Origin of the sequence: Microlunatus soli, assembly GCF_900105385.1 — a bacterium.
Taxonomy (GTDB): domain Bacteria; phylum Actinomycetota; class Actinomycetes; order Propionibacteriales; family Propionibacteriaceae; genus Microlunatus; species Microlunatus soli.
Map to the genome: position 1 here is coordinate 5,793,256 of NZ_LT629772.1, position 15,840 is coordinate 5,809,095.

13 protein-coding genes and 1 pseudogene are annotated in these 15,840 nt (G+C 67.0%); 9 read left to right on the plus strand and 5 right to left on the minus strand.

What is annotated here, in order from left to right; genetic code table 11:
- The first annotated feature begins 2 nt into the window (after positions 1-2).
- The 4 genes from BLU38_RS26550 to BLU38_RS26565 all read left to right on the plus strand — a co-directional run bounded on the left by BLU38_RS26550 (position 3) and on the right by BLU38_RS26565 (position 5,274).
- Complete coding sequence (locus BLU38_RS26550) at positions 3-611, plus strand: hypothetical protein (RefSeq protein ID WP_091529268.1); 609 nt, start codon at positions 3-5, stop codon at positions 609-611.
- A 245-nt stretch (positions 612-856) separates the two neighbouring features.
- The gene (gene hflX, locus BLU38_RS26555; protein ID WP_091529271.1) at positions 857-2,344 is read left to right on the plus strand and encodes a GTPase HflX; all 1,488 of its coding nucleotides are present in this window, start codon (positions 857-859) and stop codon (positions 2,342-2,344) included.
- A gap of 98 nt (positions 2,345-2,442) precedes the next feature.
- On the plus strand, positions 2,443-4,557 hold the full coding sequence (locus BLU38_RS32120; protein ID WP_407939721.1) for an ATP-dependent DNA helicase: 2,115 nt from the start codon (positions 2,443-2,445) through the stop codon (positions 4,555-4,557).
- A 90-nt stretch (positions 4,558-4,647) separates the two neighbouring features.
- On the plus strand, positions 4,648-5,274 hold the full coding sequence (locus BLU38_RS26565) for a hypothetical protein (protein ID WP_091529274.1): 627 nt from the start codon (positions 4,648-4,650) through the stop codon (positions 5,272-5,274).
- 55 nt (positions 5,275-5,329) lie between these two features.
- On the opposite strand, the gene BLU38_RS26570 is transcribed toward BLU38_RS26565, so the two are convergent.
- Positions 5,330-5,875 (minus strand): hypothetical protein, encoded by a 546-nt coding sequence (locus BLU38_RS26570; RefSeq protein ID WP_091529277.1) that lies wholly within the window; start codon positions 5,873-5,875, stop codon positions 5,330-5,332.
- A 33-nt stretch (positions 5,876-5,908) separates the two neighbouring features.
- Positions 5,909-6,373, minus strand: a complete 465-nt coding sequence (locus BLU38_RS26575; protein WP_231920056.1) for a GNAT family N-acetyltransferase — start codon at positions 6,371-6,373, stop codon at positions 5,909-5,911.
- 83 nt (positions 6,374-6,456) lie between these two features.
- Here BLU38_RS26575 and BLU38_RS26580 point away from each other — a divergent pair, with 83 nt between their 5' ends.
- Complete coding sequence (locus tag BLU38_RS26580; protein ID WP_091529283.1) at positions 6,457-7,428, plus strand: phosphotransferase family protein; 972 nt, start codon at positions 6,457-6,459, stop codon at positions 7,426-7,428.
- On the opposite strand, the pseudogene BLU38_RS31900 reads toward BLU38_RS26580, so the two are convergent.
- From BLU38_RS31900 to BLU38_RS26600, 3 genes and pseudogenes are all read right to left on the minus strand, one after another.
- A pseudogene (locus tag BLU38_RS31900) lies at positions 7,425-8,369 on the minus strand (phosphotransferase family protein). The gene BLU38_RS26580 and the pseudogene BLU38_RS31900 overlap by 4 nt on opposite strands.
- Before the next feature lie 76 nt (positions 8,370-8,445).
- The gene (locus BLU38_RS26595) at positions 8,446-9,078 is read right to left on the minus strand and encodes a DUF6518 family protein (RefSeq protein WP_197679877.1); all 633 of its coding nucleotides are present in this window, start codon (positions 9,076-9,078) and stop codon (positions 8,446-8,448) included.
- The gene (locus BLU38_RS26600) at positions 9,075-9,602 is read right to left on the minus strand and encodes an AAA family ATPase (RefSeq protein WP_157683729.1); all 528 of its coding nucleotides are present in this window, start codon (positions 9,600-9,602) and stop codon (positions 9,075-9,077) included. The genes BLU38_RS26595 and BLU38_RS26600 overlap by 4 nt, the downstream gene beginning before the upstream one ends.
- 180 nt (positions 9,603-9,782) lie before the next feature.
- On the opposite strand from BLU38_RS26600, the gene BLU38_RS26605 reads away from it, so the two are divergent.
- From BLU38_RS26605 to BLU38_RS26620, 4 genes are read left to right on the plus strand one after another with little or no spacing between them, the layout of a single operon-like run.
- The gene (locus BLU38_RS26605) at positions 9,783-11,039 is read left to right on the plus strand and encodes a DUF4185 domain-containing protein (protein WP_157683730.1); all 1,257 of its coding nucleotides are present in this window, start codon (positions 9,783-9,785) and stop codon (positions 11,037-11,039) included.
- A gap of 6 nt (positions 11,040-11,045) precedes the next feature.
- Positions 11,046-14,060, plus strand: coding sequence for an alpha-mannosidase (locus tag BLU38_RS26610; RefSeq protein ID WP_091529295.1), 3,015 nt, complete (start codon positions 11,046-11,048; stop codon positions 14,058-14,060).
- Positions 14,057-14,947, plus strand: coding sequence for a carbohydrate ABC transporter permease (locus tag BLU38_RS26615; RefSeq protein WP_091529298.1), 891 nt, complete (start codon positions 14,057-14,059; stop codon positions 14,945-14,947). The genes BLU38_RS26610 and BLU38_RS26615 overlap by 4 nt, the downstream gene beginning before the upstream one ends.
- Positions 14,947-15,840, plus strand: coding sequence for a carbohydrate ABC transporter permease (locus BLU38_RS26620; protein WP_231920057.1), 894 nt, complete (start codon positions 14,947-14,949; stop codon positions 15,838-15,840). The genes BLU38_RS26615 and BLU38_RS26620 overlap by 1 nt, the downstream gene beginning before the upstream one ends.

Sequence of the window (15,840 nt, forward strand, 5' to 3'; positions counted from 1 at the left end):
CCATGAGTTTTCCACCAGCGCAGCAACCCGGGGCGCAGCAACCGAACGGCTGGACCCCGCCGCCCGGACCCGGCAACGCGCCGCAGCAGGGGCAGCAGCCGTACGGGCAGCCGGCTTCCGGGCCGCAAGGATTCGGGCAGCAGATCCCCGGGCAGCAGATCCCCGGGCAGCTGGGGTTCGGGCAGGGTGCGCCGAACCCGCAGGGGCAGCCGGGATTCGGTGGACCGACCGGTCAGTTGGTGCTTGAACTGCGCAAGCCGTGGGGCTCGATGGGCATGGTCAGCGCCATCGGCAAGATCGACGGCTACCCGGTCGCCGTCAGCTGGGGACACAATGAGATCACCGTCCCGGCCGGCATGCGACAGATCGACATCCGCACCCAATACCTCTGGGAGTACGGTCGCGCAGCCGAAGCGGTCACCGTTCAACCCGGGCAGCGGGTCGAACTGCACTATTCGCCGCCCGCCATCACCTTCCTGAGCGGTCGGATCGGGCCGACGCCCCAGCCGGTTCGCGGCAAGACGGCCGCCATCACGATCTTCGTGCTGATCGGCGTCATCCTCGTGCTCAGCGTGGGACTGCCGCTCATCTTCGCTGCCACCGGGAACTGAGCTCATTAAGCACAGGGCTAAACCTCGATCCACCGGTGTGCCGCGTAGCGAGCGGCGCCAGGCGGGTGCATCGGCAAGTTGCCGTCGTGAGGGCGGTCTGGTTGACCGTTGAGCGGCGGCAACGCCGCCGATGTGCCCGGATGGGGTCGCGCAGTAGCGGCACATCGGTGGATCGAGGCTAAAGCGCTGGCCCGTGTTGGTGGCCCGTGAGAAGCTGGGAGCAAGCACGACGAACCGATCGAAGGATGAATCCGGCTTTGGCTGACCAATCAGACACCACGGCGACGCACACCGACTCTTTCGCCGACCTCGACGCCGAGGTCGACACGGTCGGCACCGACTACGACGGGGATCAATTCGATCTCGCCGATCGGATCTCGCTGCGACGTGTCGCCGGGATGTCGACAGAGCTCACCGACATCACCGAGGTCGAGTATCGGCAGCTGCTGCTGGAGAAGGTCGTCCTGGTCAGTGTCTGGACCTCCGGGTCACAGGCCGACGTCGACAACGCCATGGCCGAGCTCAAGCTGCTCGCCGAGACCGCCGGATCCCAGGTGCTGGAGGGGCTGGTGCAGCGCCGGGACCGCCCGGATCCGGCCACCTACATCGGCAGCGGCAAGGTCTCCGAGGTCCGCGATGTGGTGGTCGCCACCGGCGCCGACACGGTGATCTGCGATGGTGAGCTGGCCCCCGCGCAGCTGCGCAACCTGGAGGACCGGGTCAAGGTCAAGGTGATCGACCGGACCGCGCTGATCCTGGACATCTTCGCCCAGCACGCCAAGAGTGCCGAGGGCAAGGCCCAGGTGGAGATGGCCCAGCTGCAGTATCTCAAGCAGCGGCTCCGTGGGTGGGGCGGCAATCTGTCCCGGCAGGCCGGCGGTCGAGCCGGCGCCGGTGCCGGCATCGGCGGTCGCGGTCCCGGTGAGACCAAGATCGAGACCGATCGGCGACGGATCAACACGCGGATCGCCAAACTGCGTCGCGAATTGCGCGAGCTGGATTCCACCCGCGAGACCAAGCGTGCCGAACGGCACCGGCACCAGGTGCCGTCGGTGGCGATCGTCGGCTACACCAACGCCGGCAAGTCCTCGCTGTTGAACCGGATCACCGGCGCCGGCGTGCTGGTCGAGGATGCGCTGTTCGCCACCCTTGACCCGACGACGCGACGGACCCAGACCGCCGACAGCCGGGACTACACGCTGACCGACACCGTCGGCTTCGTCCGGCACCTGCCGCATGATCTGGTGGAGGCGTTCGCCTCGACGTTGGAGGAATCGATCCGGGCCGATCTGCTGTTGCACATCGTCGACGGCTCCGATCCCGATCCGCAGGGCCAGATCGAGGCCGTACGGGAGGTGCTGCGCGACATCGGCGCGGCCCAGGTCCCCGAACAATTGGTGATCAACAAGGCCGACCAGGCCGATCCGGCCACGCTGACGGTGCTGCGGCATCAGTTCCCCGACGCGCTGGTCGTCTCGGCGCGGACCGGTCGTGGCATCGATGCGCTCCATGCCCGGATCGAGGAACGGCTGCCCCGACCAGGCGTCGAGGTGCGAGCGATGATCCCGTACGAGCGGGGAGACCTGATCAACCGGATCCACCACGAGGGCGAGTTCAGCACCCTGGAGCACACCGGCGACGGCACGCTGGTCGTGGCCCGGGTCAACGAAGGACTCGCCGCCGAGGTCAATGCGTACCGATTGTCGGAGGGTGCAGATACCTTGGTGCGGTGATTGACGACAGGACATCGGCCGACAAACCGGCGGCACAGGATGTCCTCGATGCCGCGGTCGCCAAGATCAACGGTCAGCATCGTCCCGGCCAGGCCGAGATGGCCGCGGCGATCACCGAGGCCTTCGGCAGTGGACGGCATCTGCTGGTCCAGGCCGGCACCGGTACCGGCAAGTCGTTGGGCTACCTCGCGCCGTCGCTGATCGCGCTGTCCGACCACAAGGTCGACCGGGTGGTGGTCGCCACCGCAACGCTCGCCCTGCAGGCCCAGTTGGCCGGCAACGACATCCCGGCGGCGCTGGAAGCCGTCGAATCGGTGACCGGTCGGCGACCGACAGCGGCCATCCTCAAAGGCCGCACCAACTACGCCTGCCGGCTCCGGGTCAACGGCGGGTCCGTCAGTGCCCAGGAGTCGCTGATCGACTCCGCGGAGTTGGCCGAGAGTCTGCGCGCCACCATCGCCGGTCAGGCCGAGCCGCAGGAGGAAGCGGCCAGTTCCGCGCTCGGCGCCGAGGTGCTGGCGCTGCGCGAGTGGGCCGAGCGCGAGCACGAGGAGCGCGGCGTAGCCGACCGGGACGATGCGCCACCGCACACCGATCGAGCCTGGCAGCAGGTGTCGATCCCGGTCCGGGAGTGTCTGGGCACCCAACAGTGTCCGTTCGGCGACTCCTGTTTCGTCGAGCGGTCCCGGGAGAAGGCCCGCGGCGCCGACCTCGTCGTCACCAATCACGCACTGCTCGCCATCGACGCGATGCACGGCCGGACGGCGTTGCCCGAGCACGAGGTGATCGTGATCGACGAGGCCCATGAACTGGTCTCCCGGGTGACCGGTGCGGCGTCGGCGGAGTTGCACCCGACCGGAATCGAACGGGTCGGCCGGCGGGCGCTCAACTTCCTCGAAGATGATCTTGCCCTGGACTTCCTGGAATCGGCCGACGGCCTGCGGGAGGCGCTCGATGCGGTGCAGCCGGAGCGGATCGAGGATCCCGACTCCTCGGTGATCACGGCTGTGTCTGCGGTCCGGGCCGCGGGACGGCGCGTGGTCAGCGCATTGACCAGCGAGGGCAAGGAGGACAACGAACGCAAGCAGGCCGCCGCCGCGGTGAAGGAGATCTTCGACGTCGCGGAGCGGATCTGCAAGCTGGACGACTACGACGTGATCTGGGTGACCGATTCCGAACGCAACGGACGCGACGTCCGGGTCGCACCGTTGACCGTCGCCGGACTGATGCGGGACCGGGTGTTCAGCGATCGTACGGTGATCATGACCTCGGCCACGTTGAAGCTGGGTGGGGACTTCGCCGGTGTCGCGGCGTCGGTCGGGTTGCGCGCCGACGAACGTGACGACGAGCCGGTGTCCCATGATCAACAGGCAGCCGCCCGGCAGGCGTCGGTCCGTGCCGAGGAGGGCGTCGATGATCGTGACGATCTTGAGATGTCGCTGGATGATGATCTTGACGTGGATGACGACGTCGAGCAGGACGACGGCCTGTCCGGCGATGGAGCGGCAGCCGGCTCGGGGGACCGACCGGCCGGACCGCTGACCTGGCGCGGTCTCGACGTCGGCTCACCGTTCGACTACCGCCGGCAGGGGATCATGTACGTGGCCAGCAACATGCCACGACCCGGTCGCGACGGCCTGGGCGAGGAGATGATGGCCGAGATCGCCGAGCTGGTCTGGGCGGCCGGCGGCCGGACGCTGGGGCTGTTCTCGTCCCGGCGGGCCGCGGAGGCGGCAGCACAGTATGTCCGCAAGCAGCTACCGAAGATGACCATCCTGTGTCAGGGCGATGCCCAGCTGTCGGATCTGACCCGCCGCTTCATCGAGAAGACCGACGTCAGCCTGTTCGGCACGTTGTCGCTGTGGCAGGGCGTCGACGTGCCGGGTGACACCTGCCAGTTGGTGATCATCGACCGGATCCCGTTCCCGCGCCCGGACGAACCGCTGACCGTCGCTCGGCAACGCGCGGTCAGCGAGGCCGGCGGTAACGGGTTCATGGCGGTCGCCGCGACTCATGCCGCGTTGTTGTTGGCCCAGGGTGCCGGCCGGTTGATCCGTCGAGCGAGTGATCGCGGCGTGGTCGCGGTCCTCGACCCGCGGTTGGCGACCGCCCGCTACGGCAGCTTCCTGCGATCGTCGATGCCGGACATGTGGCCGACCAGTGATCGCGAACAGGTGATCGGCGCACTGCGCCGGCTCAGCGCACCGTCCTGATCATCGGGCTCGATCCGACCCCGGTCGGGTGACTTCGACCGATCTGTCAGAACGCCGACGGCGCGGAAGATCGGCCGCTACGATCCGTGCATGATCAAGCTCTGGCGGCGTTTCGGTGTCCGCACCGGCGCCCTGCTGACCGTCCTGTTGGCGGTCACCCTGACCACAAGCGAGCAGGCCGATGCGGCAACGCATGTGGTGAAGGACACCAGGCGTGACGTCTACGCGATCAAGGGCGACGACGGTCAGCATCTGGTCAACAAGACGGGGGCGAACGGTGACATCACGGCGGTGCGGACCAATCATCGTGCCCGTTCCGTAGAGGTCGTGATCAAGGCTCGTCAGCTGCGTGGATCCAATGCGACAGTGGTTGAGATCGCTACCTCTGCCAAGCACCGGCCGACGTTCTTTGTTGTCGCGCTGAAGACGAAACGGCACCATGACATCTCACTGACAAAGAACTTCGATCAGCAAATTCATTGCAACGGTCTGCGGGTCCGCCGGGACGTGAAGGAAGCCGTGATCCGGGTGCACATTCCCCGTCGCTGTCTGGACAATCCGCAGTGGATCCGTACCGGTGTCGGTGTGTTCATGCTTCGGGTGAAGGGTGCCGGTCGCGAGCGAATCGACGTCGCGGGCAAGAGGCTGCTGACAGATCGCTGGTTTCGCGGTGTTGCGCGTTTCCCGCTGAGCCCGAAGATCACGGCCGGACCTTAGGGGCTCGCAGTCGCCGGTCGGCGGCGCTGCTGAGGTGGTTTCGACTGGTCCAAGATCACGACAAAAGCGGGTCAGTCTCCCAATCGGCGAAGTCCCGTCGGATCCGCTGCCGGATGCGTTCCCAGGCATCGGCGGCTGCCGGTTCGGGATCGATCAGATCGGTTCGGTCGTCGAAAAATCGTCGGTAGCCCCAGCTGAAGCCGACCACAGGGGACAGCCGGGCGGGTCCGATGCTGACCAGGAAAGCATCCGCCAGCCAATCAAGATCACGATGGTCCGGGTTGGCCGGGGCGTCGGCGAAGGTCGGCCGGTAGCCCTCGACATACAGCGGCGTCCCGGCCAGTAACGGATTGCGGTCGATTTCCTCGTCGATCACCTCACCTCGTCGGAGGTGACGGATCAGCTGGACCCACCCGAACCAACCGGCCGGTCCCTCGCGGGGGAAGTCGACCTCGGCCGTGAGCACAGGGAAACCGGTGAATGCCGAGGCGTCGAAGTTCTTGGCGACTTGATCATGGCCGGTGGCATACGGATCGTCGTTGGGATGAACGTTGATCCGCAGCCGGCCGTTGCGGCCGCGGGTGTGGAACGGCAGGGTCATCGTCGACACGGTGCGACCCCTACCTGTTCGCGATCATGCTGCAACCAGGTCGAACCGCAACCGTGGCAGCACGCGTCCCGGTATCGAACCACTCGGCGAGCTGCCGATCCGGGTTGCGCCGAAGTGCCGATAGAACGGCTCGGCTCCTGGATCGGCGTCCAGGTCCAGCCGGCGGAAGCCCCGGGCAGCCGCCTCGCGAAGGATGTGTTCCAGCAACAGCCGCCCGCAGCCGGTCCCGATCGCATCCGGGTCGACGAACAAGGCGGCCAGCTCACCGTCCGGTGGAACGCCCGCCAGTCGGCTGAAGCCCAGCGGTCCGGTCCCGTCGTCAGCGACCCACATCCCTGTCCCGCAGTCCTCGGCTCGGTAGGTCAACTCGGCTCGGCACGCCTGCAGGAACTCCGGCGAGTAGCCCCAATGTCCCTTGGACCGCAGGGCGAGCGCCGAGATCGTCGCATGCTCCTCCGCTCGCGCGGGCCGGATTGTCGGCTTGGCCACTCGACGCACGCTACCGGAGCCGAGCGCTACGGTCGGACGGATATTCGGTCGCATCGACGGCCGTACTGTGGATCAATCGCCGTATGACCGACTCGGCGTTCCTGCAGTCCCTCCATGCGCAGTTCGCGACGCCACCGGACCGGATAGCCGGGTTGGTGCACAAGATCATCGGGGGCGAGGTGACGTCGATGCACCGGGTCGTGAACGGCTACGACAACGAGGTCCATCGGGTCACCGTGGACGGTCATGCACCGCTGTTCGTCCGGATCCGACGCAACGGTGAGGGCGACTTCTCGGCTGAGGCGGCGGCGATGGAGTCGGCCCGCGGCGCCGGCGTGCCGACGCCGGAGATCGTTGCGCTGGATCGGGTGGCCAGCGACGATGCCGAACGGGATGTGATGATCCTTGCGGCGGCACCGGGCCGAGCCCTCGAAGAGGTTGCCGACGACCTGTCCGTCCAAGACCATCACGCCGCGCTGGTCGATCTCGGCAGAGTGTTGGCCCGGCTGCACGAGGTCCGGATGCCCGGCGCATGGCGGCCCGGTCCGGACGGCCGCTGGCCCGACCCGGCCGAGTTGCGCGGTTACTTCATCCGGGATCGACTCGCCGAGCGGCCGGAGCTGGTCCGGGCCGGCCTGAGCGAGGCGGAGATCGAACGGACCTTTGAGGCTCTGCAGGAGGATCCCGCCCCGCACACCGAGCCGGTGCTGTGTCACGGCGACCTCAACCGTGGACACGTCTTCGTCGACTCCCGATCTCGGGTGAGCTGCCTGATCGACTGGGGGATGTGGCATGCCGGATCGACCGCGGGGGAGTTCGGCTACGTCTGGAAAACGTTCGGCGACGACGGCCTGGAGGCGGTCCTGCTCGGGCACCGGGCCGGCTCACCGACCGATCCGGAGCTGCGCCGCTCGATCGCCGTGTCGCTGTGCCAGACCCAGATCGGACACATCGCCCACCATGTCGGCATCGGCGACGATCAGGGCGTTCGGTTCAACGTCGCTCGTCTCCGCCGTGCTCTGGCCGAGCTGGATCGGCCGGGCCGTACGCCCTAACCGAGGCGCCGGAGAGCCGTCTCGACGGCGACCTCGACCCTGGCAGTCATGCCGGGCCCATCGACGGGACGACGACCGGCTACCTGGCCACTGATCCACTTCGGCTGGCTGTCGTTGTAGTGCAGCAGGGCATACAGGTCCCACCACGGATCGAGCGCCACGCCGGCGATCGACTGATAGAGCGATCGCAGCTGCTCCGACCAGTCGGGTGAGTAGAGCGCCGCCAGGAATCGCCGACATTGCCCGACGTCCACTGCGCGAGAGCCGCGATGGATGCCGTTCCAGTCGGTCAGTCCGGTGATCCTGCCGCGCGACCACAGCAGGTTGACGGGCAGGAAATCACCGTGCAGGAAGACCGCCGGGTCCGCGGGAGGCCGCGCCGCCATGGCTTCACATGCAGCCTTCCACACGGCAGGCTTCCGCGCGCCGTTCGGCACCCGAAGCGCGTCCAGGGGAGCGATTCAGGAATCCGTCCAGGGTCTGAACGTCTTTGCGGGCAGATCGAGGGAATGCAGCACGGCAGCGAGCTCCGCGATCCTGGTCAGCCAGGCGCGAGGCTCGGCCGGATCGAGGTGGACGTGGCCGGGCAGCCGGGTCATCAGCAACGACGGCAGACCTCCCGTCGAGGCACCGGCGACATCGGCCGCCAGGACGCTCGGGACCGGAAGACCGCTTCCGGCCACCACCCCGAGGTTGGCGATCTCCGTCTCCAAGGCCGTCCGCAGCTCGGGCCCGTCCGGATACTGCCGGAGCACGACGAACGTTCGCACGCCGTGGCGCTCGACGGTCAGCCGATTCACCGCGGAGCAGACGCCACCGGTCATCCGCCGATATCCGACGATTCGGCTGCCCCGACCCATCGATTCAGCAACCCAGCCGAGCGTCTCCGGCGAGGGGCGACGCTGTCTGAACCCGTTGTCCCGCCAGTCGGCCTCGGTCATGTCGGGCGAGCCTATTGGTCACCGAGCCGGGGCCGATAGCGGTTTTCTCTCCGCCGCGTGAGTCCGGCGCTGCGGGTCAGAGGGTCCCGCCGAGCAGCCGGAACGCCACGTTGTACGCCGCTGCCACGGCGACCGCCCCCAACACCGCAACAAGGATCGGCACCCCGCCGCGGATCGTCCTACTCAGCATGGTCACCATCAGGGCGACCCCGACGGCGCCGATGACGATCCAGTAGACCGGGCTGGTGGTGTCGCCGACCGCGGTCAGGCCGTAGCCGGCGTCGCCGATCGCGATGCCGGCCAGCGCCGCCGTACCGGCCGCCGCCCGAAATCTTCGCTCCCACAACCAGCGGGCCGCGACCCCGACGAACGGGCCGATCAGGACACCGACGACCACGAACAGGATCGGGCTGTAGTACGCCCCGCGCAGTGTCGACACCACGGCATACCCGACGGTGAGCAGCACAAAACTCGCCGCACCGAGCACCGCAGACAGCCACCAGGACAGCCGAACCCGCCAGATCAGCACCGCCGTCAGCAGCGTCCAGCCACTGGCGGAATTGGCGACGGAGCTGAACCAGGACGGCAGCATGCCTTGGGCGAACGAGGTCAGTCCGCCGAGCACGAGGCTCAACAACAGCACGAGCCCGCCGCGCAGCAGCGGATGTCGCGGCTGCGCAGGTGAACGAGGCCCTGCGGCGAAGATCATCGGGCAGACCCGGCCCACAAGGCCATGATCTGATCGACGACGTCCTCGGCACTGCGGCCATCCACCGTGATCAACTGAGCATCGGGAAGCTCGACGTCACGCCAGGACTCGAAGTACGACCTCGCCCATTCGTCCGAGACCGGAGTGTCGCGTTCGGCCAAGTGGCGGGCCAGCGTTTCGGCCGTGCAGTCCAGCCTGATGATCATGGACCGACCGGGAGCGGTGGCGCGAACCGCGCGCGCATCGGCCGCGCTGTGCACCGTCAGCTCGACCAGCATCGACCAGGTTTGCTTCAGGTAGCCGGCGATCGCGGCGAGGTTGCCGGCGAACATCCGGGCTTCGCCGGTCTCCGCGCCGATCGAGTCGAGGTCGATGCCCTCGGTGCGCGGTTGGCACAGATCCGCCTGCCACAGCAGCCAGTTCGCGCCCGCTAGTCGCTGATGCAGCCCGCGGCTGATCGTGCTCTTGCCGACCCCGGACGGTCCGGTCAGCACGATCAGGTCACTTGACGGCGTACTTGACACGTGGGTGGCTCCGATCGTGGGGTTCGGTGCTGCTGATGGCCGGGTGGCACGGTATCCGATCGCTACAATGTCAACGTTGACAAATCAATGTCAACGTTGACATCATCTCTCCTGGTTCTGCCCCGACCACGTCAGTGGCCGGCGCGGCCGCCCGGTTGTCACTCACTGAGGAGTCATCCCGTGCGCCATCCCCGAACATTCCTTTTGGCCCGACACATCCCGTTGACCCGACACATCCCGTTGGCCGGCGCCATCCCGATCGCTGTTGCGACGGCGGCGCTGATCGTTACCGCTTCGGCCCCGGCCGTGGCCGGCCCGCCGTCCGACCGTCAGACGCCGCGCTCCGAGCTGGCCGTCTCCGACGTCAGCTTCCTCGGTCCGATCGATCAGAATCCGCATGTCGCGGCCCGGGACAACGGGCAGAGCGTCAAGTACGGCGACCAGTCGGTGTGGTTCTTCGACGACACCATCACGACCGATCCCGACGGGTTCATCTCCAGTACGGCGGCGATCACCAGCGACCTGGACGCCTCGGACAACATCACACTCCGGTCCGCCGACGCGCTCGACGAGACCTCCACCGGGACACCGCCGGACTTCGTCCCGCTGTCCGCCGCCGAGACCGACTTCCAGGATGCGCACGCAGCGGACGACTGCACCGGATCCACCGACGACTACTGCGGCACAGTGTTTGCGCACTGGCCGGGACCGGCCGTCGTCGATCACGCGCGGCACCGGATCCTGGTCTCCTACGGCAAGTTGTGCCGCGGCGGACGAGACGGAACCCCGTGTGAGTCGGGCTTCGTCGGCCAGGCACTCGGCACCGGCCTGGTCGCGGTGGACATGGAGGACAAGACGATCACCCGGCTGACCGCAGAGCATCGACCGGCCGACATCCCGAGCCCCGAAGGCACCGACAAGACCCTCTTCTTCACCCCCGACCAGGCCTGGACCGGTAACGCGATGGTGCTGGTCGGCAACACGTTGTACGGCTACGGCAAGTGCACCCTGGACGGCTGCGCGGTGGCCAAGGCCCCGATCGACCACATCCAGGACATCTCCCGTTGGCGCTACTTCACCGGCAGCAACGAGGACGGACAGCCGATCTGGTCCACCGACCCTGACCGCACCGTCCTGGTGAAGGGTCCCGGCGCCGCCGGCGCGACCGTCTACTACGACGACGCCTTCGGTGCCTACGTCAACAGCTACATGCCGTGGGCATCCCAGGATGTCCTCTACCAGACCGCGCCGCACCCGTGGGGGCCGTGGTCGACGCCGCAGAAGCTGTTCACGGCACCGAAGACCAGCGGCACCGAGTACGCCTCGTTCGCCCATCCCGAGTACACCAGCCGGGACGGTCTGACCAAGTACTTCACCTACTACACCTCATCGACCGGGGCCCAGGAGTTGGTCCGGGTCCGCTTCGGCAGGGGATAGGAATCGATGCATCAGCACCCTCAACGGACGATCGACAGGGCCCGCCGGATGCTCGACGAGCGGGTCTGGCCCGCTGTCGAACACTCCGCGACGCCGTTGCAGATCACGGCCCGCCGGCTCGCCGGCGAACCGGAACCCTTCGACCAGGCGACTGCCGGCCCCTTCGAGCCGTTCACACCCGGGAGCCGGTGGGGCGAGCCCTGGACGACCACTTGGTTCCGGCTGCAGGGTGCGGTCCCGGTCGGACGGGCCGGTGCCGAGCCGGTGGTCGCTGTTGATCTTGGATTCGAGGGCGGACCCGGCTTCCAGAGCGAAGGGCTCGCCTATCGCGCCGACGGCAGCATCCTGAAGGGCGTCCAACCTCGCAACCACTACGTGCCGATCGATGATCAGCTGACCATGATCGACATCTACGTCGAGGCTGCGGCCAATCCCGACCTCGCGGCAGTCGCCTTCCGCCCGACCCGGTTGGGCGACGGGATCGACGTGGACGGCGAACCGCACTACCGCTTCCGCCGAGCCGATCTGGTGCTGCTGGATCGAGATGTCGAGGCACTGGCTGTTGATCTTGATGTGCTGATCGGCTGGGCGGAGCAGCTCCGTCCCGACGAGCCACGCCGGGCCAAGATCATCCGTTCCCTGGGACAAGCCTGCGATCTGATCGACCCGCAACGGATCGCCGACTCCGTGCCGGCCGCCCGGGCCGAGCTCGCGCCGCTGTTGGAACAGCCGGCGACGGCAAGCGCCCACCGACTGGCGGCGGTCGGGCATGCCCACATCGACTCCGCGTGGCTCTGGCCGGTCCGGGAGACCGTACGGAAGTGCACTCGCACCTTCTCCAACGTCCTCTCCCTGATCGAGGACTACCCGGAGTTGCGGTTCGCCTGTTCGCAGGCCCAGCAGTATGCCTGGATCGAAGAGCAGCAACCCAAGCTGTTCGCCCGGATCGCCGAGGCCGTCGCCGCCGGACAGTTCGTCCCGGCCGGCGGGATGTGGGTCGAGTCCGACACCAACATGCCCGGCGGTGAAGCTCTCGTCCGACAGTTCCTGTACGGCAAGAGCTACTTCGCCGACCGGTTCGGCGTCGAGCCCCAGGAAGTCTGGCTGCCGGACTCGTTCGGCTACTCCGCCGCACTGCCACAGATCGCCGCATTGGCCGGATATCGCTGGTTCCTCACCCAGAAGCTCGCCTGGCATCCGACCAACAAGTTCCCGCACCACACCTTCTGGTGGGAAGGGATCGACGGCAGCCGGGTGTTCGCCCATCTGCCACCGGTCGACTCCTATCTTGCCGAGCTGACCCCGGCCGAGCTCCAGCATGCCTCGACGAACTTCTCCGACCACGCCGGCGCCGGCACCTCACTGGTCCCGTTCGGCCACGGCGACGGCGGTGGCGGACCGACCCGGCTGATGATGGAGCGGGCCCGTCGTCAGGCGGACCTGGAGGGCGCGCCGCCGGTGGAGCATCTGACCCCGACCGAGTTCTTCGAGCGTGCCCAGGCCGACTATTCCGATGCGCCGACCTGGGTGGGCGAGCTGTACATGGAAGCCCATCGCGGCACCTACACCTCCCAGGCTGCGATGAAGCGCGGCAACCGACGAGCCGAACACCTGCTGCGGGAGGCAGAGCTGTGGAGTGCCTCCGCGACCCTGCGGACCGGCGCGGACTACCCGTACGACGCCCTCGACCGGTGCTGGAAAACCGTTCTGTTGCACCAGTTCCACGACATCCTGCCGGGATCGTCGATCGCCTGGGTGCATCGCGAGGCACGGGCTGCCTACGACAGCGTGCTCGCCGACCTGGAGCAGTTGATCATGACTGCCCTGACGACGCTGGCCGGATCCGGCGACACGATCGTCCGGTTCAACGCGGCACCGGTGCCGGCCGACGGAGTACCGGCTCTTGGTGCTGCCGAGGGGCTCGCAGCCGGGTCCGAGGCTCCGATCGTGCAGCGCGACGATGACCGGCTGATCATCGACAACCGGACGTTGCGGATGATCATCGAGCCGGACGGCACGATCAGTTCACTGATCGACCTCCGCTCCGCCCGCGAGCTGGTCGCCGAGGACGCGCGGCTGGCCGATCTGGTCATCCACCAGGATCTGCCGAATGCCTTCGACGCTTGGGACCTGGACGCCTTCTACCGCGGATCGGCAACCCCGATCAGATCCCTGGATTCCTTGCAGGTCAGCGAGTCCGACGGCGCGGTGACCGTCGAGGTGAAGCGTTCGTTCGGCTCCTCCTCGGCCCTCCAGACGATCACCATCAGTCCGGGATCGGACCGGGTCGACTTCGCCGTCGATGTCGACTGGCAGGAGCGGGAGAAGCTGCTGAAGGTGGTCTTCGGTCTGGATCTGCGGGCCGACGAGTCGTCGGCGGAGATCCAGTTCGGCCACCTCCGACGACCGACCCATGACAACACCACCTGGGACGAGGCGAAATTCGAGATCTGTGCTCAGCGTTGGGTGCACGTCGGGGAGCCACGCTTCGGTGTCGCGGTCGCCAACGACTCGACCTACGGGCACAGCGTCCGGCGGATCGAGCAGCAGGCAGCCGGACGGCCTGGTACGGAGATCGGATTGTCGCTGCTCCGCGCACCGCGCTATCCCGACCCGGACACCGATCAGGGCAGCCACCGGGCCCGCTACAGCCTGATCACCGGTGCCGGGATCGGGGACGCCGTCGCGGCCGGTCTGCGGCTCAACCTGCCGGTCCGCCGGATCACCGGCGGGGCGGCACCGGAGCCGATCGTCACCGTTGACGGCGAGGGGATCGTGATCGAGGCGATCAAGCTCGCCGAGGACCGGTCCGGCGATCTGATCGTCCGGCTCTACGAGTCGCTCGGCGCGCGCACCCGCGGACGCCTCCGCTGGGACATCGACGGCGATCGGGCCGAGATCGTCGATCTGCTGGAGCGCGGCAGCGGAACCTGCGACGTCGTGGATCATGGAGTCGACGTCGAACTCCGGCCGTTCCAGATCCTGACCGTCCGGATCAGTGCACCGGGGGTGACCCGATGAAACGACGACGGGACGCCATCCTCGGCTACGCCTTCATCTCGCCGGCGATCTTCGGCCTGTTCCTCTTCATCGGCTACCCGATGGTGACCTCGCTCTACCACTCGTTCACCAAGTGGAACGGACTCACACCGGCCACCTGGGTCGGCCTGGAGAACTACGTCTTCATGTTCACCCAGGACCCCACCTTCTGGCCATCGCTGCGGGTCACCGTGCTGTGGGTGATCATGTCGGTGCCGGCGACCCTGGCGGCCGGTCTCGCCCTGGCGGTCCTGGTCAACCGAGCGCTGAAGGGTGTCAAGTTCTTCCGGACGATCTTCTACCTGCCGGTGGTGCTGCCCGGCGTCGCCGTGCTGACGCTGTGGAAATACATCTACGACCCGACCTACGGTCTGGCCAATCAACTGCTGCAGGTCCTGCACCTGCCGACCAGCCTGTGGTTGGGCGACGCCAAAGTCGCGCTACCCGCGATCCTGATCGTCGGCGTCTGGGGCGTCGGCGGCACGATGATGATCTTCCTGGCCGGGCTGCAGGCCGTACCCGACGAGCTGCACGAGGCTGCCAAGGTCGACGGCGCCGGAGCCTTCCGCCGATTCTTCCGGATCACCCTCCCGATGATCGGCCCGATCATGATGCTGCAGTTGATGCTGACGATGAACGGCGCCTTCCAGACCTTCAACCAGGTGGCGATCCTGACCAAGGGTGGGCCGGGGCACTCCACCAATCTGCTGATGTACAAGATCTACAACGACGGCTTCGCCGACTTCATCACCTCGCCGCAGTTGGGCTATGCCACCGCCGAGGTCTGGGTGCTGTTCGTGATCGTGATGATCGTCACGATGATCATGCTCCGGATCACCCGCAACCGTGTCTACCAAGGGGAAGCCTGATGGCCGCGATGGCAACTGCCGAAGCACTGGTGGAACGCCGGCCGATGGCGCTGAGCCGCAGGGTGCCGCTCCTGCTGTCCCGGATCGCCTGGTACGCACTGTGCGGGCTGCTCGCAGTCAGCATGTTGTTGCCGCTGGTCTGGATGGTGAGTATCGCCTTGAAGGGTAACGGCGACATCAACCAGCTGCCGCCGTCCTTCCTGCCGCGAGAGTTCCAGCTGTCCAACTTCGTCCACGGTCCGGCACAGATCGGCTTCTACCGGCTATTGCTGAACACCATGATCGTGACCGTGGTCTCGACCGCCGGTGCGATGGTGAGTTCGATGGTGGTCGGCTACGGCATCTCTCGGATCGATTTCCCGGGTCGCCGATTCTGGTTCGCCCTGATCTCGGGCAGTATCTTCGTCCCGGGGATCGTCGGGCTGATCCCGCTGCAGCACCTCTACATCAACCTGGGACTGATCGACACCTGGATCCCGTTGATCCTGCCGGCCTTCTTCGGTAGTCCGATCTTCGTCTATCTGGCCAGGCAGTACTACCAATCGATTCCGCGCTATCTCGACGAGTCGGCCACCATCGACGGCGCGGGCCATTGGACGATCTTCACCAAGATCATGATTCCGTTGACCAAACCGGTCTGGATCACGGTCGCGATCATGTCGTTCCAGATGTCCTGGAACGACTATCTGAGCCCGCTTGTCTACCTGCAGTCGGCGGAGAAGTTCACGTTGCCGCTGGGGATGGCGTCCTTCCTGTCCGACACTGCGGGCTCGCAATACAACTACTACATGGCGACGAACCTGATGTTCATGGTTCCGCCGCTGGTGCTGTTCTTCCTGGCCCAGCGCTACTTCATGGAGGGACTCGGCTCGCTCGGGACCATCGCGAAGTGA

Excerpts from the sequence above, each read along its gene's own strand:
- BLU38_RS26550 (WP_091529268.1), top strand. The coding sequence starts at position 3 with ATGAGTTTTCCACCAGCGCAGCAACCCGGGGCGCAGCAACCGAACGGC.
- hflX (WP_091529271.1), top strand. The coding sequence starts at position 857 with ATGAATCCGGCTTTGGCTGACCAATCAGACACCACGGCGACGCACACC.
- BLU38_RS32120 (WP_407939721.1), top strand. The coding sequence starts at position 2,443 with ATGGCCGCGGCGATCACCGAGGCCTTCGGCAGTGGACGGCATCTGCTG.
- BLU38_RS26565 (WP_091529274.1), top strand. The coding sequence starts at position 4,648 with ATGATCAAGCTCTGGCGGCGTTTCGGTGTCCGCACCGGCGCCCTGCTG.
- BLU38_RS26570 (WP_091529277.1), bottom strand. The coding sequence starts at position 5,875 with ATGACCCTGCCGTTCCACACCCGCGGCCGCAACGGCCGGCTGCGGATC.
- BLU38_RS26580 (WP_091529283.1), top strand. The coding sequence starts at position 6,457 with ATGACCGACTCGGCGTTCCTGCAGTCCCTCCATGCGCAGTTCGCGACG.
- BLU38_RS26595 (WP_197679877.1), bottom strand. The coding sequence starts at position 9,078 with ATGATCTTCGCCGCAGGGCCTCGTTCACCTGCGCAGCCGCGACATCCG.
- BLU38_RS26610 (WP_091529295.1), top strand. The coding sequence starts at position 11,046 with ATGCATCAGCACCCTCAACGGACGATCGACAGGGCCCGCCGGATGCTC.
- BLU38_RS26615 (WP_091529298.1), top strand. The coding sequence starts at position 14,057 with ATGAAACGACGACGGGACGCCATCCTCGGCTACGCCTTCATCTCGCCG.
- BLU38_RS26620 (WP_231920057.1), top strand. The coding sequence starts at position 14,947 with ATGGCCGCGATGGCAACTGCCGAAGCACTGGTGGAACGCCGGCCGATG.